This is a genomic window from Reinekea forsetii (genome assembly GCF_002795845.1).
Taxonomy (GTDB): Bacteria; Pseudomonadota; Gammaproteobacteria; order Pseudomonadales; family Natronospirillaceae; genus Reinekea; species Reinekea forsetii.
On the sequence record NZ_CP011797.1, the window covers coordinates 1,710,635 to 1,734,784 of the forward strand.

Below are 24,150 nucleotides of genomic sequence, written 5' to 3' on the forward strand. Positions count from 1 at the left end.
CGGTGCAATACAGCAACAAGGGTGATTTCTTGGCTGAAAGACTAAAGTCCTATCATGCAGATGATCGGCTGATAGAGATAAAAAATCGATTTGTCCTCGACGCGTTGTGGATTATCGCGTTGACGGTGGGGCTATTTTTGTCCCTGGCCTTGATGACCTATAACGCCTTAGATCCGGGCTGGGCCATCGTCGGCGCCAATCAGCAGGTGGTCAACCTGGCGGGTTCAGCAGGCGCCTGGCTGGCATCCTTATTGATTAGCGGAATAGGCATCTTCAGTTATTTCTTGCCGATTTTTTGCTTCTACCAAGCCTGGATGGTGTTTCGTGAGCGTACCCATCCTCTGGGTTGGAATCCACTCATTACCTTGATTCGAGCACTTGGCTGGTTAATTTTTATCGCCGTCGGCTGTGCCCTGGTCGCGGTGCACACCGCCAGCGATCTGCCCGGCTATGCTGGGGGTTGGCTTGGACTGGCCCTCTCAGACTGGTTTTTTCCGATTTTTGGTTTAACCGGTAGCACGATGATTCTGGTCTTAGTCGGGTTTTTATCCCTGACCCTAGCGGCCAATATATCCTGGTTGGCGGTGGTTGATGCGATCGGTCTGTTTATCTTCACCCAGGTAGACCATTGGAGCCAGCGCTGGCGTCTGCACCGCAAAGCCGTCGCTGAACAAACGCAGGTCAAGCAGGTTGTTGAGCTGCGCAAGCAGAACTTGGAGGTGCAGCTGGAGATCCAATCCAAGCGCGTGCCGCCGCAGATCAAGCCTCTGATTAAGCAAGACGTGGCGCCGAGCACCCGAGTGGTCAAAGAGCAGCAGCAATCGCTCTTTGAGGACAGCGAACCGTCTGGCCGCTTGCCAGCGATCAGTTTGTTGACCCCGTCGGCCGGGGACCCACGCAGTGGCTACAGCGCTGAGGCGCTCGAAGCCATGTCGCGCATGTTAGAAATTAAATTGAAGGACTTTGGCGTTGTGGCCGAGGTGACCGAGGTCGCCCCAGGCCCGGTTATTACCCGGTTTGAGATTCAGCCCGCTGCTGGCATCAAGGTGTCCAAGATTACCAATCTGGCGAAGGACTTGGCGCGTTCTATGGCCCTGGTCAGTGTCCGGGTGGTGGAAATCATTCCCGGCAAAACTACCGTTGGGATCGAAATTCCCAATGAGCAAAGGGCCATTGTGCGCCTCAGTGATATTCTCGGTTCCAGCGTTTACGACGACTCGAAAAGCGTTCTGACCCTGGGCTTGGGGCATGATATAGGGGGCACTCCGGTGGTCGCCGATCTGGCCAAAATGCCGCACCTGCTGGTCGCCGGCACCACCGGCTCCGGCAAATCGGTGGGCGTCAACTCGATGCTCTGCAGCCTGCTGTTCAAGGCCACGCCCGAAGAGGTTCGACTGATTCTAGTCGACCCGAAGATGCTCGAATTATCGGTCTACGAGGGCATTCCGCATCTGTTAACACCAGTGATTACCGATATGAAAGAAGCTGCTGGCGGCTTGCGCTGGTGCGTGGCCGAAATGGAGCGGCGTTACAAGCTGCTCGCCTCAGTGGGCGTGCGTAACATCGGTGGTTTTAATAAGAAGGTCACCGAAGCCAGTAAGAATGGCGAGCCGATCCGCGACCCACTCTATGATCCCAGCCAAGCCATGGACCCTACCGAATTGGCCCCGATCCTGGTGTCCTTGCCCTTTATTGTCGTGGTGATTGATGAATTCGCCGACATGATGATGATTGTCGGCAAGAAGGTTGAAGAGCTGATTGCCCGGATCGCCCAAAAAGCCCGGGCCGCCGGCATCCATCTTATTCTGGCTACCCAGCGACCCTCGGTCGATGTCATTACCGGTCTGATTAAAGCCAATATTCCAACCCGCATCGCTTTTCAGGTGTCCTCGCGGATTGACTCCCGAACCATTCTCGATCAGGGTGGGGCAGAGCAGTTGCTCGGTCATGGCGATATGCTCTATATGCCGCCTGGCACCAGCCTGCCGGTGCGCGTGCACGGGGCCTTTGTCGACGACGATGAGGTCCATGCCATCGTTGCCGATTGGAAAAAACGCGGCAGCCCCAATTATCTCTCGGCAATCGCCCTAGCCAGTGAACAGGACGCCGCCGGGACATCGGGTTTTGAGGGCGAAGATGAAGATGGCGAAGCCGATGCGCTGTTCGATCAGGCAGTGGAGTTTGTAACCCAGAGTCGAAAGGCCTCTATCTCATCGGTTCAGCGCAAGCTTCGGATCGGTTACAACCGTGCCGCCCGATTAGTTGAAACCATGGAGTCGGCCGGCATTGTCAGTCCGCCGGGCCATAACGGCGCACGTGAGGTGCTGGCACCTCCGCCGCCCTCAAATTAGAAGAGAGTCTTATGCGTAATAACTTGTTGACCCAACTGTTGCTGACCAGTCAAATTTTATGGCTTGGCACCAATGTCTGGGCCGATGACGCCGCCCGGCAGCAGTTGATCGAACGACTGGAGGCACCGACAACCCTAAGCGCCAATTTCGAACAGCGAACCTTCTCGGAAAGCCAGAATTCGGTGACCCTGTCGACCGGGCTGATGCGCATCGCCAAACCGATGCGCTTTGCTTGGCAGGTTTTTGAGCCCTTTGAACAGCAGGTGATCTCCGACGGTGAAACGCTCTGGGTCTTTGATCCCGATCTAGAGCAGGCGACCTATCAACCCGTAGGAAGCTCGGTGCAGCAGTCTCCAGCGATGATTCTGTCACAACCGCGCCAAGTACTGACCCAACAGTATGACGTTCTCGAGGCCAGTACCGACGCTTTAGTGGTATACCGGCTGTTTCCGCTCGATACCAATTCGGTGTTTAGCGAGCTGACCCTGACTTTTAAACAAAATTTGATCGCCGAAATCCGCATTCTCGACAGCCTGGGTCAACAAACGCTGATCAACCTGACGGATGTGGTGGCCAATGCGCCGCTCGACGACGCGCTGTTTTCTTTTAATCCGCCTCCCGGCACCGACATGTTCGAGCAAATGTAATGGCCGACCTGTTCGCTAAGGGCGATATTTATCGGCCGCTGGCTGAAATGCTGCGCCCGAGTGACCTAAGCGGCTATATAGGACAAAGTCATATACTGGGACCGAGCAAGCCGTTGCGCAAAGCCCTAGAACAAAAAAATCTGCACTCGATGATTTTTTGGGGCCCGCCTGGGGTCGGCAAAACAACGCTGGCGAAGATTATCTCGCATACCGTCGATGCCCGTTTTGAGAGCATTTCGGCCGTCCAAGCCGGCGTCAAGGATATTAAGCTGGCTGCCGAAAAAGCCCGTCAGGCGCAAGGTCATGGCGATCGCACGGTGCTCTTCGTCGACGAGGTGCATCGCTTCAATAAGGCCCAGCAAGATGCCTTTTTGCCCTATGTTGAAGACGGTACCTTTATCTTTATCGGTGCCACGACCGAAAATCCCAGTTTTGAATTGAACTCGGCCTTATTGTCGCGGGCTCGAGTCTATGTCTTGAAATCCTTTAGTGATGAGGAGTTACAACAGTTGTGGCGGCGGGCGCAAGACTTGGAGCCCAGACTGGCGGCCATCGATTTCGACCGCGACAGCATCGGATTGATGTGCCAATACGCCGATGGCGATGCTCGCCGCTTTCTCAATATGATCGAAATCGCCTTGGATTTTTTCGAGCCCGGCCAACAGGTGACCAAACAGAGCATTGGCGATCTGCTGCAGGCGCAACCGCGGCGCTTCGATAAGGGCGGTGAGAACTTTTACGATCAAATCTCGGCCTTTCATAAGAGCATTCGGGGCTCCTCGCCCGACGGTGCGCTCTATTGGTTATGCCGCATGCTCGATGGCGGCATCGAACCGCTCTATTTGGCCCGCCGGATGGTGCGCATTGCCTCTGAAGACATCGGTAATGCCGATCCGCGGGCCCTCACACTGGCACTCAGCGCCTGGGACAGTCAGCAACGTCTGGGCAGTCCCGAGGGCGAACTGGCCTTGGCACAGGCGGCTGTCTATTTGGCTAGTGCGGCCAAATCCAATGCGGTTTATAAGGCCTTTAATGCCATGATGGCGCAGGTGCGCAGTGCGCCGAGCGAAGAGGTGCCAATGCATTTACGCAATGCGCCGACCCAACTGATGAAAGATCTGGAGTACGGCCAGGCCTATCGCTATGCTCACGATGAGCCCCATGCCTATGCAGCAGGGGAGCACTATCTGCCGCCCTCGTTACAGAGTGAGCAATTTTACCAGCCGGTCGAGCGTGGCCTAGAAGCCAAAATTGGTCAGAAACTGGATTTCCTCCGCAGTCTAGATCAGGCCGCCGGGTCAGAGGACAGTCGTTGATGAGTACGTTAACAATTTGGCATTGGTTGGTTATCGGATTGGGCGGCGGCCTGGGTGCCATGGCGCGCTTTGCCACGGTCAGCTGGTTAAATCGACTACACGGTAGTCAATTCCCCTGGGGCACCTTCAGCGTAAATGTCGTGGGCAGCTTTATAATGGGCTTGGCTTTTGTTTTTTTCACCCTAAAATACCCACAGCTACCCGGTACCTGGCGCGCTTTCGTGCTCGTCGGGGTGTTAGGTGCCTTTACCACCTTTTCCAGTTTTGCCCTGGAAGCGTTATCCTTGTTCCAACAGCAACAGCTAACTCTAGCCCTGATGTATCTCGTGGCATCGGTGATCGTCTGCATGATCGCCGTCTCGGCCGGATACGGATTGGGCAAATTTATTTTCTAATTAAGGACTCAGCAAGATGCTTGACATTAAGCAGCTCAGACAAGACCCGGAAGCGATAGCACTGATACTTAAGACCAAAGGATTCCACCTCGATGTGGTCTCTTTTCAATCGCTGGAGTCCAGTCGAAAGTCCTTACAGGTTGAGACCGAAGATCTTCAGGCGCAGCGTAAAAAAGCGTCCAAGGCGATCGGTGATTACATCCGCCAGGGCATGAGCACCGACGACGCTAAAACCAAGGTTCAACAGGTCCTCGACGAGATCGCCATGACCCTGGGTCAGAAGGAGGTCGCTCTCAAAGCGGTTCAGGCCGAATTGGACGATATGCTCTACTCAATACCCAATCTACCGGACGCCTCGGTGCCCGCTGGAAAGGATGAGGCAGACAATGTCGAGGTGCTCAAGTGGGGTCAGCCGGGCGAGTTCAGCTTTCCAATTCGAGATCACGTCGATGTCGGTGCAGCCCTCAATGGTTTGGATTTCGAAATGGCCGCCAAGTTGACTGGCAGTCGTTTTGCCGTGATGCAGGGCCAAATTGCTCGGCTGCACCGGGCTTTGGGTCAGTTTATGCTCGATGTCCAGACCCTCGAGCATGGCTATTTGGAAACCGCCGTGCCCTTTATGGTTAATAAAGACTCCTTGTTTGGTACCGGTCAGTTGCCTAAGTTCGGCGAGGATCTGTTCAAGGTTGAATTCGATCAAGACTACTATTTGATTCCGACCGCCGAAGTGCCGCTGACTAATATGGTGCGCGACACCATCCTGAACGAGCAGGATTTGCCGATTAAGATGGTCGCTCACACCCCCTGTTTTCGCGCCGAGGCCGGCTCTTATGGGCGTGATGTGCGCGGCATGATCCGCCAGCATCAATTCGAGAAAGTCGAATTGGTGCAGATCGTTAAAGCCGAGGACGCCACGGCGACGTTGGAACTGTTGACCGGCCATGCCGAAGCCATCTTGCAGAAGCTTAGTTTGCCGTATCGCAAAGTCATCCTGTGTGGCGGTGATATGAGTATCGGCTCTGCCAAAACCTATGACCTCGAAGTATGGTTGCCGGCCCAGAACGCCTATCGAGAAATTTCATCCTGCTCGAATATGTCTGACTACCAGGCACGACGCATGCAGGCGCGATATCGCAATTCGACAACCAATAAGACTGAGCTGGTCCATACGCTCAATGGTTCGGGTTTGGCGGTGGGTCGTACACTGGTTGCGGTATTGGAGAACTATCAGTCAGAGGCTGGTTTGAGCGTACCAGAGGCGTTGGTGCCTTATATGGGTGGCTGTACCTTTATTCCGTACGTTGCCCAATAAAGTGCCTTGGCTCCGCTAAAAAACCCCGAAAGGGGTTTTTTTAGGGCCGCCCTAAGCCTCCAGTGAACATCGTTGGCTTGCCCGTTTTTTTAAAAGGAGAACGTCGTGGATTATTTTCCGCTCTTTCATCGCTTTGCGGATCAACAAATAGTGGTAGTCGGTGGTGGGACCATTGCGCTGCGCAAGATCACCCTGCTCGAAAAGAGCGGCGCGCGGATTCGAGTTATTGCCCCGGACATCCTGGCTGCGCTCAAAAATCGTGCCTCCTGTGAGTGTATCGAGCGCGAATTCATCGATAGGGATATTCAGGATTGTTCGCTCGTGGTTGTAGCCACCAACAATGGTGTCCTCAACAGTCATATTAGCGTTCTGGCCCGGGCTCAGGGGCTATTAGTCAATGTTGTGGATTCGCCCAGTCTCTGTAATGTGATTTTTCCTTCCATCGTAGATCGCAATCCGCTGGTCATCGCCATTACCTCGAGCGGTCAGGCGCCGGTACTGGCACGATCGGTTCGGGCTAAGCTGGAAAGTACCATCCCAGCCAGTTATGGCCAACTGGCCGCGCTGGCGGCACGCTTCCGTGCCGAGGTAAAAGCAACCTTTAGCCGTTCGGCCGATCGGCTCAGCTTTTGGGAGAAAATTCTCAATGGCGTTACCGCCGAACACGTTTACGCCGGCCGGATGGCTCAGGCTGAGCAGAGTTTGGTGGCCACACTGCATAATCCGGAGCTGCGCAAGCGCGGGGAAGTTTATTTGGTCGGCGCCGGTCCCGGAGATCCGGATCTATTGACCTTTAAGGCCTTACGGCTGATGCAGCAGGCCGATGTGGTGGTTTATGACGCCTTAGTCTCCGATGCGGTCATGGAGCTGGTTCGGCGCGATGCCGAACGCATCTATGTCGGCAAACGTCGAGCTCAACATACCCTTGCACAAGGCGATATAAACCAACTCTTGGTGGATCAGGCTTTGCTGGGCAATAGGGTGTTGCGCCTTAAGGGTGGCGATCCCTTTATATTTGGCCGGGGTGGGGAAGAGATCGACCTCTTGGCGGAACAGGGCATTGCCTTTCAGGTGGTGCCGGGCATTACCGCTGCATCGGGCTGTGCCGCCTATGCGGGTATTCCGTTGACCCACCGGGATTTCGCCCAATCGGTGCGTTTTGTGACCGGGCATCTGAAAGATGGCAGTGCGAATTTGCCCTGGGCGGAGCTGGTCTCAACCAGTCAAACGCTGGTCTTCTATATGGGCTTAAGTGGCATCGGTACCATCTGCCAAAAGCTTGTCGAGCACGGTCGTGATCCGCACACCCCGATAGCTCTGATCCAGAAGGGTACCACCCCTGAGCAACGAGTCTTTATTGGTACCCTGGCGACCATGCCGGGGATCGTCGAACGTGAAAAGCCCAGGGCCCCGACGCTAACCATAGTCGGTGAGGTGGTCTCGTTACACGACAAGTTGAGTTGGTTTGGGCCGTCGACCTCTAACGATGCCCATGGGCAATCCACAGCTCAGGGCCCTGGCGACTAATGGCGCTGTGCCCACCATTGGGCAACAGTGGCCTGGGCCTCGGCCAGCGTAATCCGCTGCAAGGCCGAGACAATAAGGGCTGCCGTTTGCAACACGGCCGCCTGGCCATAACCATCCCCCTCATTATGGTCCCAGAGCGCCAAGAGCGGATCCAGCTGGGCTTTTTCGGGCCGCAAAGCCCGGCGTGCCAAGACCGGTTCAAGCTTTTGTTGGTCATTCTGAGCGCCGGCATGGCTGGCAATAGCCGTTAGGCTGTCTGGCCGGACCTCAAATTCACCGCCATCGCCCTTGAGCACCAGGTTATTGTTCTGGCCCAGAAGAATCGCCGTTTGGTGATGCAGTGCCATATAGGCGGGATGAAACATGCCTTGAAGGGTTAAACCCGCCTGTAACGGATTGATATGTCGGACCAAGGTGTTGGCCGGCGAGCGCAGACCCAGCTCCGCCTTCATATCGATAAGCGCGGACAGTACCGGCGCAATATCGGCTAACGCCATATAGCAGATGTTAGTCCGCTGAAGCTCGACCTGCGCCGCGTTCAGGCTGGAAACCACCGCAATATCGAGCACCCGACAGACGTCGATGGCATATTGCCGGCCCGCGGTGTGTTCGCCACCGCCGTGGATAAAGATGGAAATGCCATTGCGCGCCAGCAGTCGAGCGGCCAACAGATACCAGGACGGTTGCTTCTTTTTACCGGCATAGGCCGGCCAATTGACATCGACCGAGCAGGTCGGAGCAAGCGTTAGCGGTTGAATGCAGGCACTGACCATGCCGGCCAATTCTTCGGCGGTTTCTTCCTTAACTCGCATCAACATTAGAAAGGCACCCAGTTGGGCGGGTGTAATGGTCTCGTTCAAAATAGCGCCCATTACAAAGGCTGCCTCATCGAAACTCAAATTCCGAGAGCCACTCTTACCGCGCCCCAGGGCGCGAATCATGGCGGGCATGGTGTATTGTTCGGTTAGGGTGTTCGGATTTGTCATTAGAGGCAATTCTTTGGTTTGGGGAGGCCGGCCAAGAGCGCCAGCGCTCGGGCTGGACTCTCGCCATATCGATGCATTAACCAGATACTGTTGCCTATATCTGGACCAAATTCGGTTTTGATGTGTTTTACCAGTGGCCGCATCGGGGGGGATAGGTCAAAGGTGAAATAGAACTGCCGCAACGCCGCTACCAACTGTTGGTCAAGCTCTTGCCAGGGCAAGCCGAGCGCGCCGGCGGTGGCGCCGGCCCAGTCGTCGGTCCAGTGCTGGGCATCAAGCAGAAAACCCTGGTGATCGGTGGTTAAACTCATGTGCTCACCATACGATCGTTTTAGCACTGAGGGCGCTGAGCTCAACCCAACGGGCATCATCGATCAGGGTCCAGTCGCCATCGGGTTGACCGCCGAGCTTGTCAATCTCGACTTGCCGAACCATCGCCTGACACGCATAGGGCCGGGCACGGTAGCATAGGGGTAAGGCCCGGCCAGTCAGTAACAGCACATCATCGGCCACAAGTAGTTGTTGAAACAGCTGTTGTTCGAGCTCGCTTGGGATCTGCGTGAGCGTTAGCAATTGCATTAAAAAACCTCCACGTGATCGGCCTGTCGGCACCACAAGGCCAAGTCCTGCAGCGCAAGGGGTTGCACCGATTGTTGGAGCGGCTGGTCGGGGAACAGTAGGGTTTGATGCTCCTGACAATAAAAGAGCGCTTCGCTGCCATAGAGGGGCAGGGCAGAGAGCTGCTTTTCCAGGGATTTCTGCTCTGTAGGAGCCTGTTGGGCGAACAGCCAACTGATGCCCTGTTCAAAGAACACCACACGATGGTCGATATCGAACAGAGCCAAACTCATGATGGCCTCCAAAATCTCATGACTTTGGCGTCCTTGGTAGGGGCTCTGTTTAATAATAATCAGGTTAAAGCTCATGCAGGACTCTATTTAAAGGTGATAATTCGGTCCACATCGTGGAAACCGGTGGCCCACTGGCCCAAACCCGTCAGTTCAAAACAGGCCGCGCTGGTTGTCACGCTTTGCTGATAACGGGCACTCTCGGCCTCATCGAGCACGCCGCGGTTGCTGGCGGCGGCGATACACAGGAGCAGATCAACATCGGCCAGCGCCAGCGACTGCCAATAGGCCAACGGATTGGCTTCATCGCTGGCCGGTGATTGGCTAAGCAAGCCATGATAAACCCCATCAAAAAAGAAAAACACGCGCGCTATATCATGACCGGCAGTCCAGGCCGCCTCGACAAAGCAGCGCACATCCGCGGCGTTATTGGCCGCCCAGGGTGCACCATAAACATTGAGTTGGAAACGCATCGATGAAATAGCCCGTAACACAAAGTGCAATTATAACGGAGCGGGCTCGGAATAGAACGGTTTGTTCGCCGTCTGAGCCGGGGTTGCGCCAGTTTGGGGGCTTTTACCGTGTTTTGCGAGCCAAAAAAAAGGCCGCAAATGCGGCCCCTTTGACAATTACTGTCGATCAGTCGTCGCTGCTCAGAAAACCAACCAGAACCAGCAGATGGACAAACAGGTTGTAGATATCCAGATACAAGCTAACGGTGGCGCGGATATAGTTAGTTTCACCGCCATTCACAATTCGGCTGGTATCAAACAGGATCATCAGCGACATCAGCAGCACAACACCACCGGAGATGGCAATGCTCATGGCCGGGATGGCGAAGAATATATTGGCAATCATCGCCACAACCATGACGATCATGCCGACCATCAGGAAGCCGCCTAAAAAGCTGAAATCCTTTTTGGTGGTGACCGCATAGAAGGATAAACCAAAGGTTACGATGGCGGTGCCACCGAGCGCTTGGGCAACGATTGAAGGACCGTTTGCCATGGCTAGATAATGATTCAGCATTGGCCCAAGACCAGCGCCTAACAGACCGGCAAAGACGAATGTCCAGACGATGCCCATGCTGGAGTTATAAGTACGGGGTAAAACGAACCAGACAATTCCGATGGCCGCCAGGCTCATGATCATCGATGCACCCTGAGGCAAGCCCATGGCCATAGAAATAAGCGCCGTGGCTGCACTGAATAGCAGGGTCATAGACAACAACATATAGGTATTGCGCAAGACTTTGTTGGTCGCCAGTGCCGACTCGGGACGAGCCGTAGCGATTTGATCGTATTGGGCCATTTAAGACGCCTCCAAATTATTACTTCAGGTTAACATTCCCTTAGTGCGGGTCAGAACCGTTACTTTCAAGGGTTATGTCTAGTCTGTTTCAAAACAGGGGTGTTGTTCAAGCATTATGCTGTACTTATGCCATTTATTTACTCGCCGGAATTCTATTTCCGTTGTTATACGTTGTAAACGTCAGCCTTTTAGGGGTGAAGGGTCGTTATTTAGGCAAAAAAGTACTGCAACAGTGAGTGAAAAAGACTACTCTCATTGTTTTAAACGATCGTTTGAATTCAGTGGGGACTCAGTATGAGCCAAGCCGACACCGTAACCCGCATCCTCGATTCGGCTGAGCAATTGTTCGCTGAAAAGGGTTTTGCCGAGACGTCCTTGCGCATGATCACCACCCGCGCAAAGGTCAATCTGGCCGCGGTTAACTATCATTTCGGGTCTAAAAAGGAATTGATTCAGGCGGTTTTTGCCCGTTTTTTAACACCCTTTACGCTCAAGTTAAGCAAGGAGCTGGATGCCGTCGTGGCCATTAAACGGGATCCGGATTTTCGGGATGTCTTAGGGGTGCTGGCCAGTACCATGCTCACCGGCGTTGCCCCTAACGATCACTACAACAAGTTATCGGTTTTTATGCGCTTGCTCGGTCTGGCCTATACCCAGGCGCAGGGCCACTTACGGCGCTTTCTGTATGAAAACTATGCCGAGGTCTATGGCCGCTTTATCGGTTATTTGAAACTCGCCCATCCGGATCTATCCAGCGAAGCCATCTTCTGGCGCTTGCACTTTGCCATCGGTGCGGCGGTGTTCACCATGTCGAGTATTGAGGTATTGAGAAGTATGGCCCAGACCGATACCGGCATCGATACCAGTGTCGAACAGGTCATGGCCCAGTTGATTCCATTTCTGGCAGCAGCGTTGGAGCAGGAAGCGTAGCCCGATCTGACTAGCCGGCGGCGCCAACAGAACCTTTGGGCTCTGCTGGCGCCGGCCGACAAGGCCTACCAACGCTTAGAGCGAACCCGGTGGGGCACAGAGAATTAAACGCACGCCACTGGTTATAAATTCGCACGACTGGTGTGCGGCCCATTCTTGTTCCGTTTGGCTGATCAAGGCAGAGACATCGTCGAGGCTGACCAGTGGGTTGACCGTTTGCAGATAAGTCAGACGCTCGATGCGGGCCTGATTGCTATGTTTTAGCGATTGGCCGCTCTCGGTCATAGCCTGATCAAAACGCAGTTGCGCCAGGCGTTGACTGGTTTCATACAGGGGTGCGATGCGATCTTTCGCCTGACGAATCATATTACGCGCCAACTTAACCGGTAGGGCCTTGATCTGGGCCTGCAGGCTGTCCTCGGCCAAGACCGCATCCAAATCCTTATCACCACCTTCTAACACTAAGGTTCGGAACAGGCTGTGGCTCATATGGGGCTTAATGGCATGGCCAAAGCGTTCGGGCATGGATATAGACCACTGTACCTCCATCAGCAACTGACCCGCCGGCACCTGAGTGGTCTGCAATACCGCGATGCTCGCTTGACCCAATTCGGTTCCTTGCAGAATGTCCATCAGACCCTGGATAAAGGGGTGTTCCCAGGATAAAAACAGGGTGTCTTCCCGTGCGCTGGCGCGTGCCCGGTCAAAGGTGACCACGGCCCCGCCTTCGGGAATGCCCGGTAGGGTCGGAATCAACATATTGCTCGATGGGATCAATTCATAAACCCCATCGGCGATCGACTCAAAATGCAGATTGAGCAGATTGGCGGCCATTTCGACCACATCGAGCGGATGGTGTTGTTCCAGCTGTTCGATGACGGCCTTGATCTCATCGGCTTCGGGCTGGCGACAGGAATTTAGCTCGAGCAATATATCTCGACCGCTTTCGAGCTGTTCGGCCAGACTTTTTAATTCGCCCTGAATCTGCTCTTTCAAATCATCGGATGGTGCATCAAACCACTGGGCCGCATAGCGTTCATGGATTGCGCTGGCCGCCGGTTGAATCTGTTCGACGCAGCGCAATGTGTTGTGATACCACTCAAAGCGTTGTTGATCATCGGATTCGGCCAGTAGATAGGCGTGAATCTGGATGGTTTGGGTTTGGCCGATACGGTCCAGTCGGCCGATACGCTGTTCCAGCATATCGGGGTGAGTCGGCAGATCCCATAAAATAAGATGATGGCAAAATTGAAAATTGCGTCCCTCTCCGCCGATCTCGGAACAAACCAAGATCTGCGCGCCGCCATCGGCTTCGGCAAAATGGGCCGCAGCGCGATCGCGTTCGATCAGGTCCAGGTCTTCATGGAAGGAGGTCGCCTCCAGACCGTGTTTTTGAAAGAGTTGAAAGGCGACATCCTTGGCGGTGTCCATATCGTGTGCGATCAAGAGGATTTTTTGGTCCCGATGCAGCAACAGCCATTTGGCCAAGGCGGCGATACGGCCAGCCTCATCATCAAACAGGGTTAGATCGGCTTGACGGGAATGGAACCCGGCGACGCCCTTACGGGTATTGCGATACACCACGCGACCGGTGCCATGGCGGTCGAGCAGGGCGCTGAGCGCCCGTTGATTGTCGTTATTCCATTGAATGCCCAAGGCTTCCAGTTCGGCAATATGGGCCGGCGTCACATTATCGTCATCTAGCGCGCGTGCCAGACCGGACAGTTCGGTAAAGCTCGACTCATCTTGCTGATACTTTTCTATACTGGTGAAACGGCCGGCATCCAACAGCTGTAGCCGACCAAAGTGGGCATTCATGCCCAGTTGCTCCGGCGTAGCGGTCATTAACAAAAGATGCGGGGTCTGTTCGGCCAGTATAGTCCAATGCAACAATTCGGCATTGGGTTCGGTGGGCAGATGGTGGGCTTCATCGACCACCAGCATATCCCACTCCTGCTCCATGATTTGCGCCAGACAGTCGATGTTGCTCAATTCTCGATGGCTGATCAGATGCACCTGGCCGATGCCGAAGTCGTGCTCTTCACTCTGGTACAGCTCGCAGTAGAGCGAGAAGCGGCGGATCAATTCCACCAGCCACTGGGCTTGCAAGGCTTCAGGCACGGCGATCAAAACCCGTTTGGCGCGACCCTGATGCACCAAACGGTTGATGATCAGACCGGCTTCAATGGTTTTGCCCAGACCGACTTCATCGGCGAGCAGGGCGCGCACATGGGTGTGTTCGGTGGCTTTCTTGGCGACATAGAGCTGATGCGGCAGCAATGACGAACGGGTGCCGAGTAGGCCGTTCATATGGCCATTCCAAATGGCTTGAATACCGCGGGTTAGGGCAGAGCGGAACGAAAACCAGTTTGGATGATCGGTTTGCCCGGTTAGCAGGCGCATCACCGGGTTGTTGCGCTTGACCGTATCGGCCAGGTCGGTTTCGGTGACCATTTGAGCGGTGGTGGTCTCATAGATGATCAAACCGTTTAGGTGATGGACCTCGGCTATCTCCATCGGCCCCTGTTCACGGTGCTCTAGGGTATCGCCTATTTCTAAGACCAGTCGGGTGAGCGGAGCGTCGCGCAAGGCATATTGACGTTCGGTGTCGCAATCCGGGAAAAACAATCTGACCGCACGCGGGTCCAACCCCTGAACCAGACCCAAGCCTAATTCAGGCTCACTGTCGACTAACCAACGTTGACCTTGCACGAATTGCGTCATATTGACCTCTCAGACTATTAAGGGCCGGTATTCTACTTATTCTGACCAACTATGAAAGGCCGAAAAGAGTATCGAACCCCCGTTTTCCGGCTAAAGAGCGCACTGTTTGGCGCCGGCTAAGGCCCAAAGCCATTATCGAACCCGCATTAGGCCCGCCAAGCTTGCATCTTAAGGCCTTACCGACCTAAGCTAGCAGGCAACTAAGCCAGGTTCGCGGCCATTCCGTCGCCACCTGAGTCATTAAAACATAGAGGAACTATGACCGAATTGAATCTTAAGATGACCGAACTATCCCCATTCGACGCGTTTGAGTCGGTGGATTCGCGCTATATTGAATCCCTCAATGTACGTTTGGAGCATTATCGTCACAAAAAAACCGGGGCCGAACATTTCCACCTGGCCAGCGATCTCGACGAAAATGTCTTTATGGTGTCATTACGCACCATGCCCCAAGATTCCTCCGGCGTGGCCCATATATTGGAACACACCGCGCTCTGTGGTTCGCAGAAATACCCAGTGCGCGACCCGTTTTTTATGATGACCCGCCGCTCGCTCAACACCTTTATGAATGCCATGACCAGCAGCGATTGGACGGCCTATCCCTTTGCCAGTGAGAATAGCAAAGACTACGAGAATCTGCTCTCGGTCTATCTCGATGCGGTGTTCTTCTCGCGGCTCGACAAACTGGATTTCCTGCAGGAAGGGCATCGTCTGGAATTTGAAGATATGAGCGACCCTCGCACACCCTTACAATACAAGGGTGTGGTCTTTAATGAGATGAAGGGCGCGATGAGCTCGCCGGTATCGCACCTGTATCAGGTCTTCAAAAGCCATATGTTTCCGTCCAATACCTATCACTATAATAGTGGCGGCGACCCGGAACATATTCCGGATCTTACCTACGAACAGTTAAAGACGTTCTATACGACCCATTATCATCCGTCCAATGCCACCTTTTTCACCTTTGGTAACCGGCCCGCCGCTGATATCCAGGCGCGGATCGAGACGTTGGCCTTAGATCGCTTTGAACCTCTCAACCACAAGCTGTCGGTGCCGCTGGAAAAACGCTTCAATCGCAAGTTGCGCGTCGAAGATGCCTATCCGTCCGAAGGCGATGTGGCTGACAAGACATTCTTATCGCTCGGCTGGCTGTTAGGCGAAAGTACCGATCTGTTCGCCCAACTGGAGGCGCATCTGCTCTCCGATCTATTACTCGATAACAGCGCATCCCCGCTGCGCCATGCTTTAGAAACTAGCGGCTTGGGCACCAATCCCTCGCCCCTGTGCGGCCTGGAAGATTCGAATCGTGAAATGATGTTTATGTGTGGCATTGAAGGCAGCAATGGCGACCAAGCCGATGCCTTTGAAGCGCTGGTGATCCAAACCTTGACCGACATAGCCGAGCAGGGCGTTAGTCAGGACGATGTTGATGCCATGCTGCATCAGTTGGAGCTATCTCAACGGGAAATTACCGGTGATGGCCAGCCCTATGGTTTACAGCTGATCTTTTCAGTCACCGGTGCGGCCACTCATGGCGGTTCGGTAATGGAGTCGCTGGATATTGACAAGGCCCTGGCACAATTGCGCGTCGCATCGGCCCAACCGGGCTATATCAGTGACCTGATCCATCGTCTATTACTCGATAACAGCCACAGTGTACGCCTTATTATGCGTCCGGATCCGCTCTACTCAGAGCGCCAAGCGGCCAATGAACGGGCTCGTTTGGATGCCATTCAAGCCCAGCTGAGTGACGCTGAGGCTCAGGCAATAGTCGATGCTTCCTTAGCCCTCAAGGCCCGCCAGGAACAGGATGACGATAGCGAAATCCTACCCAAGGTCACGCTCAGTGATGTCAAGCCGGCCGTGAAACGGCAAACCTCCGTGCAGGAGCGGCCGATGATTCAGTACGCCGCGGGCACCAACGGTTTGGTGTATCAGCAGTGGTACTGGCCTATTCCCGATCTGACCGACGCCGAACGCCGCCTATTACCGCTCTATACTGCGCTGCTGCCGGAACTCGGTGCCGGTAAACTCGATTACCTGGCCACCCAGCAACGTCAGGCCGCCAAAACCGGTAATGTTAATCTGTACTCCCTCTACAAGCCGGAAATAGGCGATGTCGATGCGATCAATGGCTATCTGGTTTTCACCGGCAAGGCGTTGGAGCGCAATGCCGGCGACCTGTCGCAGATTATGAAAAGTCATTGGCTCGAGGCGCGTTTTGATGAGCGCACTCGAATCGCCGATTATCTCAGTTTAATGAGTTCACGCCGCGTTCAGGGCATTACCGGTGGCGGCCACGGTTTGGCGATGCAAGCGGCATCCGCTTGTCATAGCCTGGGCAACTCCCTGACCTATGATGCGACCGGCTTGCCGGCGATTCGGCGGCTACAGAACTGGGTTAGCGACTGGAAGGCTGATCCGGCGCTGTTAGAGGTCTGGCTGGAGCAGTTGATCGCCTTGCATCACAAGTTTCAGGCCCAGCCGGCGCACGGGTTGTTGGTTGGCGAAGCCCCTCGTTTGGCTGGGTTGGAACAGGAATTATTGCGCCATGGCATCGAGCTGGGTGCGGAAAACCATTCCAAACGGCAGCAGATCGGCCAGTCGAGCGATCGGCAAATTGTCTGGAGCACGGAAACTCAGGTGAACTTCTGTTCGGCGGCCTATAAAACCGTCTCTGCCAGTCATCCGGATTCGGCGGCTCTGACAGTTCTGGGCGGGGTCTTACGCAATAATTATCTGCATCGCACGATTCGCGAGCAGGGGGGTGCCTATGGCGGCGGGGCCTCGCACGATAACAGCAATGGTGTGTTCCGCTTCTATTCCTATCGTGACCCGCGCTTAGAGGAAACGCTGCAGGACTTTAGTGGCAGTTTGGACTGGTTGAGCAGCGGTCAATTGACCGATGCCCAGGTAGAAGAATCGGTCTTGGGGGTGATGGGGTCGCTCGATAGACCGGGTTCACCCGCAGGCGAGGCGAAGGGTGCCTATCAAAACCGGCTCTTCAACCGCACCGATGCGTTCCGAGAAACCTATCGTGAACGGCTGCTTGCGGTCGATAAAAAGCAAATTCAGAGCGTTGCAGAACGCTATTTGGGCGCCGAGAACCGATCACAGGCGGTGGTGACCGATCTCAAAAATGCTCAAAAACTGGCGGACGCTGGCTTCGATTGGCAAAAAATCTAAGCCGTAGCTACTCATTCGGTGCCGGTTGTAACCTTCCGGCGCCGGATTTTTTTGTTAAACCAAGTCTAAATTCAATTCCAACCAAGCCGGCGCGTGATCGCTCGGTCGTTCCATGGCGCGGATGTCATAATCGATACCCGTCGCTCGGATCAATGGAATCAGCGGGGCAGAGATCATAAGTTGGTCGATGCGCAAACCCCGTTTGGGTTCATCAGCAAAGCCCTTCGAACGATAATCAAACCAACTGAACCGATCATTGACCTGCGGATGCTCAATTCGATAGGAGTCGGCCAAGCCCCACGCGCGAATCTTTTCAAACCAGACCCGTTCCTCAGGCAAAAAGGCTGATTTACCTTCCTTAAGCCAACGCTTGGCATTCTTCTCGCCGATACCGATATCTTCATCCACCGGGGCAATATTGAAATCGCCCAGGACGATTAACAGGTCATCGGGCTTGGCTTCGCTATTCAGCCAGTCCAGAAGGTCGGCGTAGAACTTGCGTTTTGCCGGCCATTTAGTTGGGTGGCTGTCGCCTTCGCCTTGCGGGAAGTAGCCATTGATCACCGTCAGAATACGGCCATCCTGCGTCGGATGGCGGCTGATAATGAGGCGCCGTTGATCGTCCTCGACATCCGTGGGGAAACCACACTGATGCTCTACGGCACTGCGGCTCAGCGTCGCCACGCCATGGTGCGCCTTCTGACCCCAAACCTGAGACACCAGGCCGGATGCGGCCTGGACATCCTCGTGCGGGTACATATCGCTGTGCACCTTAATCTCTTGGAGACCGAGTATATCGGGATCGTGGCGCGTTTTGAGTTCGGCCAATTGATGAAATCTGGCGCGGATACCATTGATATTAAAGGAAATAATTTTCATTAGACGCGATTACCATTGAGACCAACGAGGGAAGACCGTTATTATTGACGACTCGATCCCAAATTAATACCAACAGTGTGCATTCTTATGGCTCAACTTTATTTTTACTACTCGGCAATGAACGCTGGCAAGTCCACTGCGCTGCTGCAATCGGACTACAATTATCACGAACGGGGCATGACAACGCGCCTACTGACGGCCCAACTCGACAATAGATTTGGTGATGGCCGCATTGCGTCCCGGATCGGGCTGGAAAAGCCAGCTGACACCTTCAATAACGAAACCGATCTGATCGCCTGGTACAAAGACGGCAATCCGGTCGATTGTGTCTTTATCGATGAGGCCCAATTCTTGACCAAGAAGCAGGTCGATGATCTGGCCTTTATGGTGGATACCATGAAATTACCGGTGCTCTGTTATGGCATACGCACCGACTTTCGCGGCGAACTTTTCACCGGGTCTGAACGCCTATTGGCCATCGCCGACAAGCTCACCGAACTGAAGACGGTCTGTCACTGCGGACGCAAGGCTATCATGGTGATGCGGATGGATGAAAACGGCAAGGCCTTGACCGACGGAGCTCAAGTGGAGATTGGCGGCAATGAACGCTATGTATCGATGTGTCGGAAACACTACTATGAGGCGTTATATCAGTAAGGACAGCACGTAACCTGAAGCGAGTTAATCTTAATAAATAAGATTAACTATGTGTTATAAGTTATTGATTATTAACGGGCATCTATACCGTTAGGTGTTTGCGCTTGGCATTGATTAGGGTGGTCAACATGCCCTTGTTGAGGCCGAAAAATATCGAGACAATATAGCAGGCGCCCAGGCTGGTGATGATCATCGGGCTGGTCGGCACACTGATATAGTAGGAAAATAACAGGCCAGACACACAGGCCCCAAAGGCGAGCAACATCGACAGTAAGATCATCGACTCCAGTTGCCGTACCCAAAAGCGCGCGATCGAGGCGGGCAATATCATCAGGCCGACCGACATCAGGGTGCCCATAGCGTGAAAACCACTGACCAGGTTTAAGACCACGAGCATCAGAAAGCCATAGTGGGCGATGGAACTGAAGCGACTGATAGACTTGAGAAAATCTGGATCGACGCACTCCATCACCAAGGGCCTATAAATCAGGGTCAGCGCAATCAGAGTGATGGCACAGATGCTTAAGAGCAGAATCAAAGCGGTGTTATCCAAGGCCAGGGTCGAGCCAAATAGGACATGCATCAGGTCAACATTGCTGCCCGACATAGAAATAATCATCACCCCGATCGCCAGCGACGTCAGGTAAAAGGCCGCCAGGCTGCTATCCTCACCGGTGCCGGTTTTACGCGCGGTTAAACCCGAGAGTAGGGCGACCAGACTGCCGGCAATCAGCCCGCCGATGGTCATGGCCGTGACCGACAGGCCAGCAAACAAAAAACCAACGGCGGCGCCGGGTAGGATGGCATGAGACATGGCATCGCCGGTCAGACTCATCCGACGCAACATTAAAAACACCCCGATTGGCGCGGAGCTAACCGATAGAACCAGGGTGCCCAGCAGGGCGCGGCGCATAAAGGCAAATTCGATAAAGGGACCGATTAATAGATCAAGCATGGTCGTGTACCGCACAGATTTCAGGGTCTAACTCGTCCGCAAAGCCGAGGCTACTGGCGCGATTTAAATTATCGGGTGTTAGCACCTGCGCCGTGTCACCCATGGCGATCAGCTCGCGGGACAGGAGCAGGGCGCGGGGAAAGTAGCGTCTGACCAGACTCAAGTTATGAATCACCGCGACAATGGTCGCACCATTACTATGCAGGTCGGTGATGACCTGCATCAGATCCTCAACCGTCTGTTCATCGACACCACTGAAGGGTTCGTCTAACAGCAGCAAGCGCGCCTGCTGCATCAGCTTGCGGGCAAATAACAGGCGTTGAAACTGGCCGCCGGATAGGGCATCAAGGGTGCGATGCTCCAAGCCCGCCAAACCGACCTTAACCAAGGCCAGATGAATTCGCTCACGGTGATGTTTTTTGACCTGACCAAAGGCACCCAATTCCTGCCACAGCCCGGTCGCGACAAACTGTTCGGCGGTGATTGGAAAGGTGCGGTCGACCGCGCTAGCTTGGGGCAGATAGCTGATATCGTTTTTGCCGATGCCATTAAAGACCACCCGACCCTCAATAGGCGTCAATTGGCCTAAAATCGACTTAAGCAACGTCGACTTGCCAGCGCCATTGGGGCCGACCAAGGCGATGAAGTCACCCTCAACAATGGTGGCATTGAGATGATGGACCGCCGGATGACGATCGTAACCTAGGGTGAGGTTCTCAAAGGTCAACATTAGAGCGCGCCCCAAACCAATAGGCAGAGGATCGCGAGGCAGGACAAGACCAAGAGCAGTCGATATTTTAAGTCAGCGTAAAAAAACCGCACAGGGAAACACTCGGTTAGTAAGATGAATGAAATGATACATCATATCAATTTGTATTGGCACGTCTGCGCGGTCGAAGAGACTATATTTAAGCGATAAAGGATGTGGCGTGAACGATAATCATCGACAAGCCGAGGAATTATGCCGAAATCGACCAGGATCGAAGTATGACCCAGCCATGACCCAGAAGAGTACCAGCACCATATATCGCTATTTCCTGTAATCTTTATTACAGGAAATAGCAAAATGAACCGATTAATCAGCTTCTCTTACCCCTATATTAGGCGTACCTTATGTTGATACTAACCCAATCCACAGGCTGTAGACTATGTTTGGATTCTTAAAGAAGTTATTTGCCGACGACACCGATGCGCTCCTCGATGCACTGCGCCAAGGCGCCAGCATTATCGATGTTCGATCCGCGGCTGAATTCAGTTCCGGTTCTGTTACCGGCGCTATTAATATAGCCCACACCGACATTGGCAATGCTCAGATCCAGATTGCCACGCTCAGCGTGCCGATTATTGTCTGCTGTGCTTCGGGTATGCGCTCGTCGATGGCCCTGGAAGAACTGAAGCGAATGGGCTTTGATCCGGTAATCAATGGCAAAACGTGGAACCGTATAGAGCAACTCAAACAAAAGCTTTAACCGTCCGGCCTTAAGTTATGGCCGAGTGTCCCCAATGCCCGGCCCAGATCAGCGGTAAGGCCGCGCATCCTAGGGTAGCTTCGCTGAGGCGGTCAGAATGCGTGTCAAGACTGTTTCACTAGGGCGCCCAGACGGAAAAAATCTATCATCGCACGGCAGTATTAGCCTGAAACCGCCCTATTTCCATAGGATTCCGGACGTATAGGTATTTTTTTATCGATTACTCTAAAAATCGGCATCCGCCTTTTTTGTGACTTGGAGAAGAAATGACTACAACAGAACAGGGCCCGGTTATCAGCCCGGCCGAACGCAAAGGAGCGTTGGTCGGTGTTTTATTGGCTCTCTTTATGGCCGCACTGGACCAAACCATCGTTTCCACCGCGACCCCGATGATTATCAAAGATCTGGCCTTTCCAACCAATTGGATAACCTGGTTAACCACCTCTTATCTGGTAACCAGCACCGCGCTCTTGCCGATCTGGGGTAAGTTGTCCGACCTCTATGGTCGCCGACCGATGCTGATGTGGGGTTTGGGCATTTTTGTGGTGGCCTCGGTGCTCTGCGGCCTATCGCAAACCCCGCTGCAGTTAGTCATTTTTCGCGCGATGCAAGGCGCCGGCTCTGCGGCTATTTTTGCCAATGCCTTTGCCGTTGTCGGCGATCTCTTTGAACCGCGCGACCGGCCCAAATATCAAGGGCTGTTCGGTGCCATGTTTGGTTTGAGTTCGGTCATTGGCCCCTGGATTGGCGGACTCTTGACCGATTACATCAGTTGGCATTGGGTATTTTTGGTCAATGTGCCGGTCGGCGGCGTGGCCATGTGGTTTATCTATAAGAGGATGCCGCTGTTGCGCCATACCACCGGGCAACAGATCGATTTCTATGGTGCGGCCCTGCTCCTGTTGTCGGTTGTGCCACTGCTTATCGCGCTATCGTTGGCACCGGTCAGCTATGCCTGGAACTCGCTGGAGATCCTCTCGATGTTTGCCCTATCGTTCCTAGCCACCTTTGTCTTTATTCGCCATGAGCTGAAACACGACGGTGCCATACTGGACCTCGATCTCTTTAAGGATCGTGCCTTCAGCCTGACCGCATTGGCTTCTTTTTCCTTGGGTGCCGTCTTTTTAGGTTCGATCGTGTTCATTCCGCTCTATATGGTCAATGTCTTGGGCGTCAGCGCGACCAGTTCCGGTGCGACCCTGACGCCCCTAACCCTGGGTCTGGTGTTTGGTAATGTGGTCAGTGGTCAACTAGTCTCCCGCATTGGCTCCTATAAGCCGGTCTTGATTCCAAGCCTGGTGGTTCTGATGCTGAGCTATCTGTGGCTAGCCCTAACCCTCGACGCGGATCAGACCCAGCTCAATGTTATTATCAAACTGGTGGTCTTAGGCATGGCGTTAGGGCCGACCATTCCGCTCTATACCCAGATGATGATCAACACGGCACCGCGCAAGAAGATGGGGGTTGCCTCGTCATCGGCGACCTTTGTGCGCCAAATGGGCAGCAGCATGGGCTTAGCCTTTCTCGGTACGGTGTTCAGCGCGCATCTGGCCATGGGTTTTGCAACTCAGATTGAACCGCAGATCCCGGCCCAGTTTAAGGTGGCTTTGACCTCTGATATGAGTGCTGAGGAAGCCCAATCCCATACCAAGAGTCAGGCCGCATCGTTCGATTTTGATCAACTGAGGCGGTCGATACAGGAACAGGTGACCGAACCAACCGCTCAGGCTCAGGCCATGGCAAAGGTGGACACACTGCAACGCAGTTTCAGGGTGCTCTGGGCCGATGCGACCCGGCAGATATTCTGGTTTGGCTTCTTTATTATTGTTATTGGTCTACTGTTCACCGTCTTTATTCCGGAAGTCCCGATGGGGCCGGCGCAGAAAAAGCCTGCGAAAGAAAAGGTTGCCTAGCGCAGCCGCCGCGCAGATATTAAACCCAGCCTAGGCTGGGTTCTTTTATGCTCTGGCGCGCTTTAAGTCGAATGCCGTTACCCTGCCCCTTTGTCTATCCTAGACTATTTGGCCATGTATTTAGCCAGCCAGAGCCCGCTGATCAGACCCGAGAAATGTGCAGCAAAGGATATACCCTGGCGTATTTCGGTTAACGACAGCAGCAACGAACCGTAAATCAGAATCGTTACCGCCGCAAAGACGATTGATTTTAAATCCCTGCGATGCCACGCCGCTGCAATAAGGAAACCCCAATAAGCAAAAATGAGTCCCGATGCCCCGACCACATAGCCCGGACTGGCCAGCAGCCAAGTAAAGACGCCCGTTGTGACAATGAGACTGATGGTAATCGAATAGAAGCGACCGCGTTGACTGGCACTGACCATTATGGCCAATACCGCAAGTGGGCCAATATTACCCAAAAAATGCGCCAGGTTGCCGTGTAAAAACGGCATAGTAAGGATCCCGAGGAAACCGTGCAGGCTGCGAGGTTGTAGGCCAAAAGCGCGCAAATCGACCGGCGACAGCAGCTGCACCAGGGCCACTAGGCTGATAGTTACGACCAGCAGCAGGGGCCCAGCCATGATCTTAGGTTTTTCCATGCCCTGTTCCTCTTTCCTTTAAAGGTTATTTGTTCGCTTGGACCTCAGCGACCGCCGGATACATCGAGGAAGGCACCGGTGATCAAGGCCATTCGCTTCATAA

General features: G+C 54.0%; 22 protein-coding genes. 11 read left to right on the top strand and 11 right to left on the bottom strand.

What is annotated here, in order from left to right:
- Nucleotides 1-29 precede the first annotated feature (29 nt).
- The 6 genes from REIFOR_RS07960 to cysG all read left to right on the top strand — a co-directional run bounded on the left by REIFOR_RS07960 (nt 30) and on the right by cysG (nt 7,548).
- Nucleotides 30-2,351 (top strand): DNA translocase FtsK, encoded by a 2,322-nt coding sequence (locus REIFOR_RS07960; protein ID WP_227003800.1) that lies wholly within the window; start codon nt 30-32, stop codon nt 2,349-2,351.
- 11 nt (nt 2,352-2,362) lie between these two features.
- Entirely contained in the window at nt 2,363-2,998 is a 636-nt protein-coding gene (gene lolA, locus REIFOR_RS07965; RefSeq protein WP_100257051.1) for an outer membrane lipoprotein periplasmic chaperone LolA, read from the top strand.
- The gene (locus REIFOR_RS07970; protein ID WP_100257052.1) at nt 2,998-4,314 is read left to right on the top strand and encodes a replication-associated recombination protein A; all 1,317 of its coding nucleotides are present in this window, start codon (nt 2,998-3,000) and stop codon (nt 4,312-4,314) included. Before lolA ends, REIFOR_RS07970 begins: the two co-directional genes overlap by 1 nt.
- Nucleotides 4,314-4,709: a fluoride efflux transporter CrcB gene (crcB, locus tag REIFOR_RS07975; protein ID WP_100257053.1), complete on the top strand. Its 396-nt coding sequence runs from the start codon at nt 4,314-4,316 to the stop codon at nt 4,707-4,709. Before REIFOR_RS07970 ends, crcB begins: the two co-directional genes overlap by 1 nt.
- A gap of 16 nt (nt 4,710-4,725) precedes the next feature.
- Nucleotides 4,726-6,021: a serine--tRNA ligase gene (gene serS / locus REIFOR_RS07980; RefSeq protein ID WP_100257054.1), complete on the top strand. Its 1,296-nt coding sequence runs from the start codon at nt 4,726-4,728 to the stop codon at nt 6,019-6,021.
- Nucleotides 6,022-6,126: 105 nt separating this feature from the next.
- Entirely contained in the window at nt 6,127-7,548 is a 1,422-nt protein-coding gene (cysG, locus tag REIFOR_RS07985) for a siroheme synthase CysG (RefSeq protein WP_100257055.1), read from the top strand.
- Here the strand turns inward: cysG and REIFOR_RS07990 are convergent.
- The 6 genes from REIFOR_RS07990 to REIFOR_RS08015 form a co-directional block, all read right to left on the bottom strand.
- Nucleotides 7,545-8,534, bottom strand: coding sequence for a glycosyl transferase family protein (locus tag REIFOR_RS07990; RefSeq protein ID WP_100257056.1), 990 nt, complete (start codon nt 8,532-8,534; stop codon nt 7,545-7,547). The two genes, cysG and REIFOR_RS07990, sit on opposite strands and share 4 nt — an antisense overlap.
- Complete coding sequence (locus tag REIFOR_RS07995) at nt 8,534-8,845, bottom strand: TusE/DsrC/DsvC family sulfur relay protein (protein ID WP_158524328.1); 312 nt, start codon at nt 8,843-8,845, stop codon at nt 8,534-8,536. The genes REIFOR_RS07990 and REIFOR_RS07995 overlap by 1 nt, the downstream gene beginning before the upstream one ends.
- Nucleotides 8,846-8,849: 4 nt before the next feature.
- Complete coding sequence (locus REIFOR_RS08000) at nt 8,850-9,113, bottom strand: hypothetical protein (protein WP_100257058.1); 264 nt, start codon at nt 9,111-9,113, stop codon at nt 8,850-8,852.
- Nucleotides 9,113-9,460 (bottom strand): DsrE family protein, encoded by a 348-nt coding sequence (locus REIFOR_RS08005; RefSeq protein ID WP_100257059.1) that lies wholly within the window; start codon nt 9,458-9,460, stop codon nt 9,113-9,115. The genes REIFOR_RS08000 and REIFOR_RS08005 overlap by 1 nt, the downstream gene beginning before the upstream one ends.
- A gap of 8 nt (nt 9,461-9,468) precedes the next feature.
- The gene (gene tusD / locus REIFOR_RS08010; RefSeq protein ID WP_100257060.1) at nt 9,469-9,855 is read right to left on the bottom strand and encodes a sulfurtransferase complex subunit TusD; all 387 of its coding nucleotides are present in this window, start codon (nt 9,853-9,855) and stop codon (nt 9,469-9,471) included.
- 166 nt (nt 9,856-10,021) lie between these two features.
- Nucleotides 10,022-10,693 (bottom strand): Bax inhibitor-1/YccA family protein, encoded by a 672-nt coding sequence (locus tag REIFOR_RS08015; RefSeq protein ID WP_100257061.1) that lies wholly within the window; start codon nt 10,691-10,693, stop codon nt 10,022-10,024.
- Nucleotides 10,694-10,987: 294 nt separating this feature from the next.
- On the opposite strand from REIFOR_RS08015, the gene REIFOR_RS08020 reads away from it, so the two are divergent.
- Nucleotides 10,988-11,623, top strand: a complete 636-nt coding sequence (locus tag REIFOR_RS08020; protein ID WP_100257062.1) for a TetR/AcrR family transcriptional regulator — start codon at nt 10,988-10,990, stop codon at nt 11,621-11,623.
- 75 nt (nt 11,624-11,698) lie between these two features.
- Here REIFOR_RS08020 and REIFOR_RS08025 read toward each other — a convergent pair whose 3' ends face one another.
- Nucleotides 11,699-14,347, bottom strand: a complete 2,649-nt coding sequence (locus REIFOR_RS08025; protein ID WP_100257063.1) for a helicase-related protein — start codon at nt 14,345-14,347, stop codon at nt 11,699-11,701.
- 258 nt (nt 14,348-14,605) lie between these two features.
- On the opposite strand from REIFOR_RS08025, the gene REIFOR_RS08030 reads away from it, so the two are divergent.
- Entirely contained in the window at nt 14,606-17,533 is a 2,928-nt protein-coding gene (locus REIFOR_RS08030; RefSeq protein ID WP_100257064.1) for an insulinase family protein, read from the top strand.
- 54 nt (nt 17,534-17,587) lie between these two features.
- Here REIFOR_RS08030 and xthA read toward each other — a convergent pair whose 3' ends face one another.
- Nucleotides 17,588-18,412: an exodeoxyribonuclease III gene (xthA, locus tag REIFOR_RS08035; RefSeq protein WP_100257065.1), complete on the bottom strand. Its 825-nt coding sequence runs from the start codon at nt 18,410-18,412 to the stop codon at nt 17,588-17,590.
- 87 nt (nt 18,413-18,499) lie between these two features.
- On the opposite strand from xthA, the gene REIFOR_RS08040 reads away from it, so the two are divergent.
- Entirely contained in the window at nt 18,500-19,069 is a 570-nt protein-coding gene (locus REIFOR_RS08040; RefSeq protein WP_100257066.1) for a thymidine kinase, read from the top strand.
- An 82-nt stretch (nt 19,070-19,151) separates the two neighbouring features.
- Here the strand turns inward: REIFOR_RS08040 and REIFOR_RS08045 are convergent, their stop codons facing one another.
- Both REIFOR_RS08045 and REIFOR_RS08050 read right to left on the bottom strand, forming a co-directional pair.
- On the bottom strand, nt 19,152-20,024 hold the full coding sequence (locus REIFOR_RS08045; RefSeq protein ID WP_100257067.1) for a metal ABC transporter permease: 873 nt from the start codon (nt 20,022-20,024) through the stop codon (nt 19,152-19,154).
- The gene (locus REIFOR_RS08050) at nt 20,017-20,754 is read right to left on the bottom strand and encodes a metal ABC transporter ATP-binding protein (RefSeq protein ID WP_100257068.1); all 738 of its coding nucleotides are present in this window, start codon (nt 20,752-20,754) and stop codon (nt 20,017-20,019) included. The genes REIFOR_RS08045 and REIFOR_RS08050 overlap by 8 nt, the downstream gene beginning before the upstream one ends.
- Before the next feature lie 418 nt (nt 20,755-21,172).
- Here REIFOR_RS08050 and REIFOR_RS08055 point away from each other — a divergent pair, with 418 nt between their 5' ends.
- Both REIFOR_RS08055 and REIFOR_RS08060 read left to right on the top strand, forming a co-directional pair.
- Nucleotides 21,173-21,493 carry a rhodanese-like domain-containing protein gene (locus REIFOR_RS08055; protein ID WP_100257069.1) on the top strand — a complete coding sequence of 107 codons (321 nt, stop codon included), beginning with the start codon at nt 21,173-21,175 and terminating at the stop codon, nt 21,491-21,493.
- A 266-nt stretch (nt 21,494-21,759) separates the two neighbouring features.
- The gene (locus tag REIFOR_RS08060; protein WP_100257070.1) at nt 21,760-23,406 is read left to right on the top strand and encodes an MDR family MFS transporter; all 1,647 of its coding nucleotides are present in this window, start codon (nt 21,760-21,762) and stop codon (nt 23,404-23,406) included.
- A gap of 104 nt (nt 23,407-23,510) precedes the next feature.
- Here the strand turns inward: REIFOR_RS08060 and REIFOR_RS08065 are convergent, their stop codons facing one another.
- Nucleotides 23,511-24,047, bottom strand: a complete 537-nt coding sequence (locus REIFOR_RS08065; protein WP_100257071.1) for a rhomboid family intramembrane serine protease — start codon at nt 24,045-24,047, stop codon at nt 23,511-23,513.
- Nucleotides 24,048-24,150: the final 103 nt, after the last annotated feature.

Bases quoted from the DNA above. Each gene is read 5' to 3' on its own strand.
- REIFOR_RS08015 (WP_100257061.1), bottom strand. From the start codon at position 10,693: ATGGCCCAATACGATCAAATCGCTACGGCTCGTCCCGAGTCGGCACTG.
- REIFOR_RS08065 (WP_100257071.1), bottom strand. From the start codon at position 24,047: ATGGAAAAACCTAAGATCATGGCTGGGCCCCTGCTGCTGGTCGTAACT.
- xthA (WP_100257065.1), bottom strand. From the start codon at position 18,412: ATGAAAATTATTTCCTTTAATATCAATGGTATCCGCGCCAGATTTCAT.
- REIFOR_RS07970 (WP_100257052.1), top strand. From the start codon at position 2,998: ATGGCCGACCTGTTCGCTAAGGGCGATATTTATCGGCCGCTGGCTGAA.
- tusD (WP_100257060.1), bottom strand. From the start codon at position 9,855: ATGCGTTTCCAACTCAATGTTTATGGTGCACCCTGGGCGGCCAATAAC.
- REIFOR_RS08025 (WP_100257063.1), bottom strand. From the start codon at position 14,347: ATGACGCAATTCGTGCAAGGTCAACGTTGGTTAGTCGACAGTGAGCCT.
- REIFOR_RS08050 (WP_100257068.1), bottom strand. From the start codon at position 20,754: ATGTTGACCTTTGAGAACCTCACCCTAGGTTACGATCGTCATCCGGCG.
- REIFOR_RS08060 (WP_100257070.1), top strand. From the start codon at position 21,760: ATGACTACAACAGAACAGGGCCCGGTTATCAGCCCGGCCGAACGCAAA.
- lolA (WP_100257051.1), top strand. From the start codon at position 2,363: ATGCGTAATAACTTGTTGACCCAACTGTTGCTGACCAGTCAAATTTTA.
- REIFOR_RS07995 (WP_158524328.1), bottom strand. From the start codon at position 8,845: ATGAGTTTAACCACCGATCACCAGGGTTTTCTGCTTGATGCCCAGCAC.
- REIFOR_RS08020 (WP_100257062.1), top strand. From the start codon at position 10,988: ATGAGCCAAGCCGACACCGTAACCCGCATCCTCGATTCGGCTGAGCAA.
- REIFOR_RS08000 (WP_100257058.1), bottom strand. From the start codon at position 9,113: ATGCAATTGCTAACGCTCACGCAGATCCCAAGCGAGCTCGAACAACAG.
- serS (WP_100257054.1), top strand. From the start codon at position 4,726: ATGCTTGACATTAAGCAGCTCAGACAAGACCCGGAAGCGATAGCACTG.
- REIFOR_RS08040 (WP_100257066.1), top strand. From the start codon at position 18,500: ATGGCTCAACTTTATTTTTACTACTCGGCAATGAACGCTGGCAAGTCC.
- REIFOR_RS07990 (WP_100257056.1), bottom strand. From the start codon at position 8,534: ATGACAAATCCGAACACCCTAACCGAACAATACACCATGCCCGCCATG.
- REIFOR_RS08055 (WP_100257069.1), top strand. From the start codon at position 21,173: ATGTTTGGATTCTTAAAGAAGTTATTTGCCGACGACACCGATGCGCTC.
- REIFOR_RS08045 (WP_100257067.1), bottom strand. From the start codon at position 20,024: ATGCTTGATCTATTAATCGGTCCCTTTATCGAATTTGCCTTTATGCGC.
- REIFOR_RS08030 (WP_100257064.1), top strand. From the start codon at position 14,606: ATGACCGAATTGAATCTTAAGATGACCGAACTATCCCCATTCGACGCG.
- crcB (WP_100257053.1), top strand. From the start codon at position 4,314: ATGAGTACGTTAACAATTTGGCATTGGTTGGTTATCGGATTGGGCGGC.
- REIFOR_RS08005 (WP_100257059.1), bottom strand. From the start codon at position 9,460: ATGAGCTTTAACCTGATTATTATTAAACAGAGCCCCTACCAAGGACGC.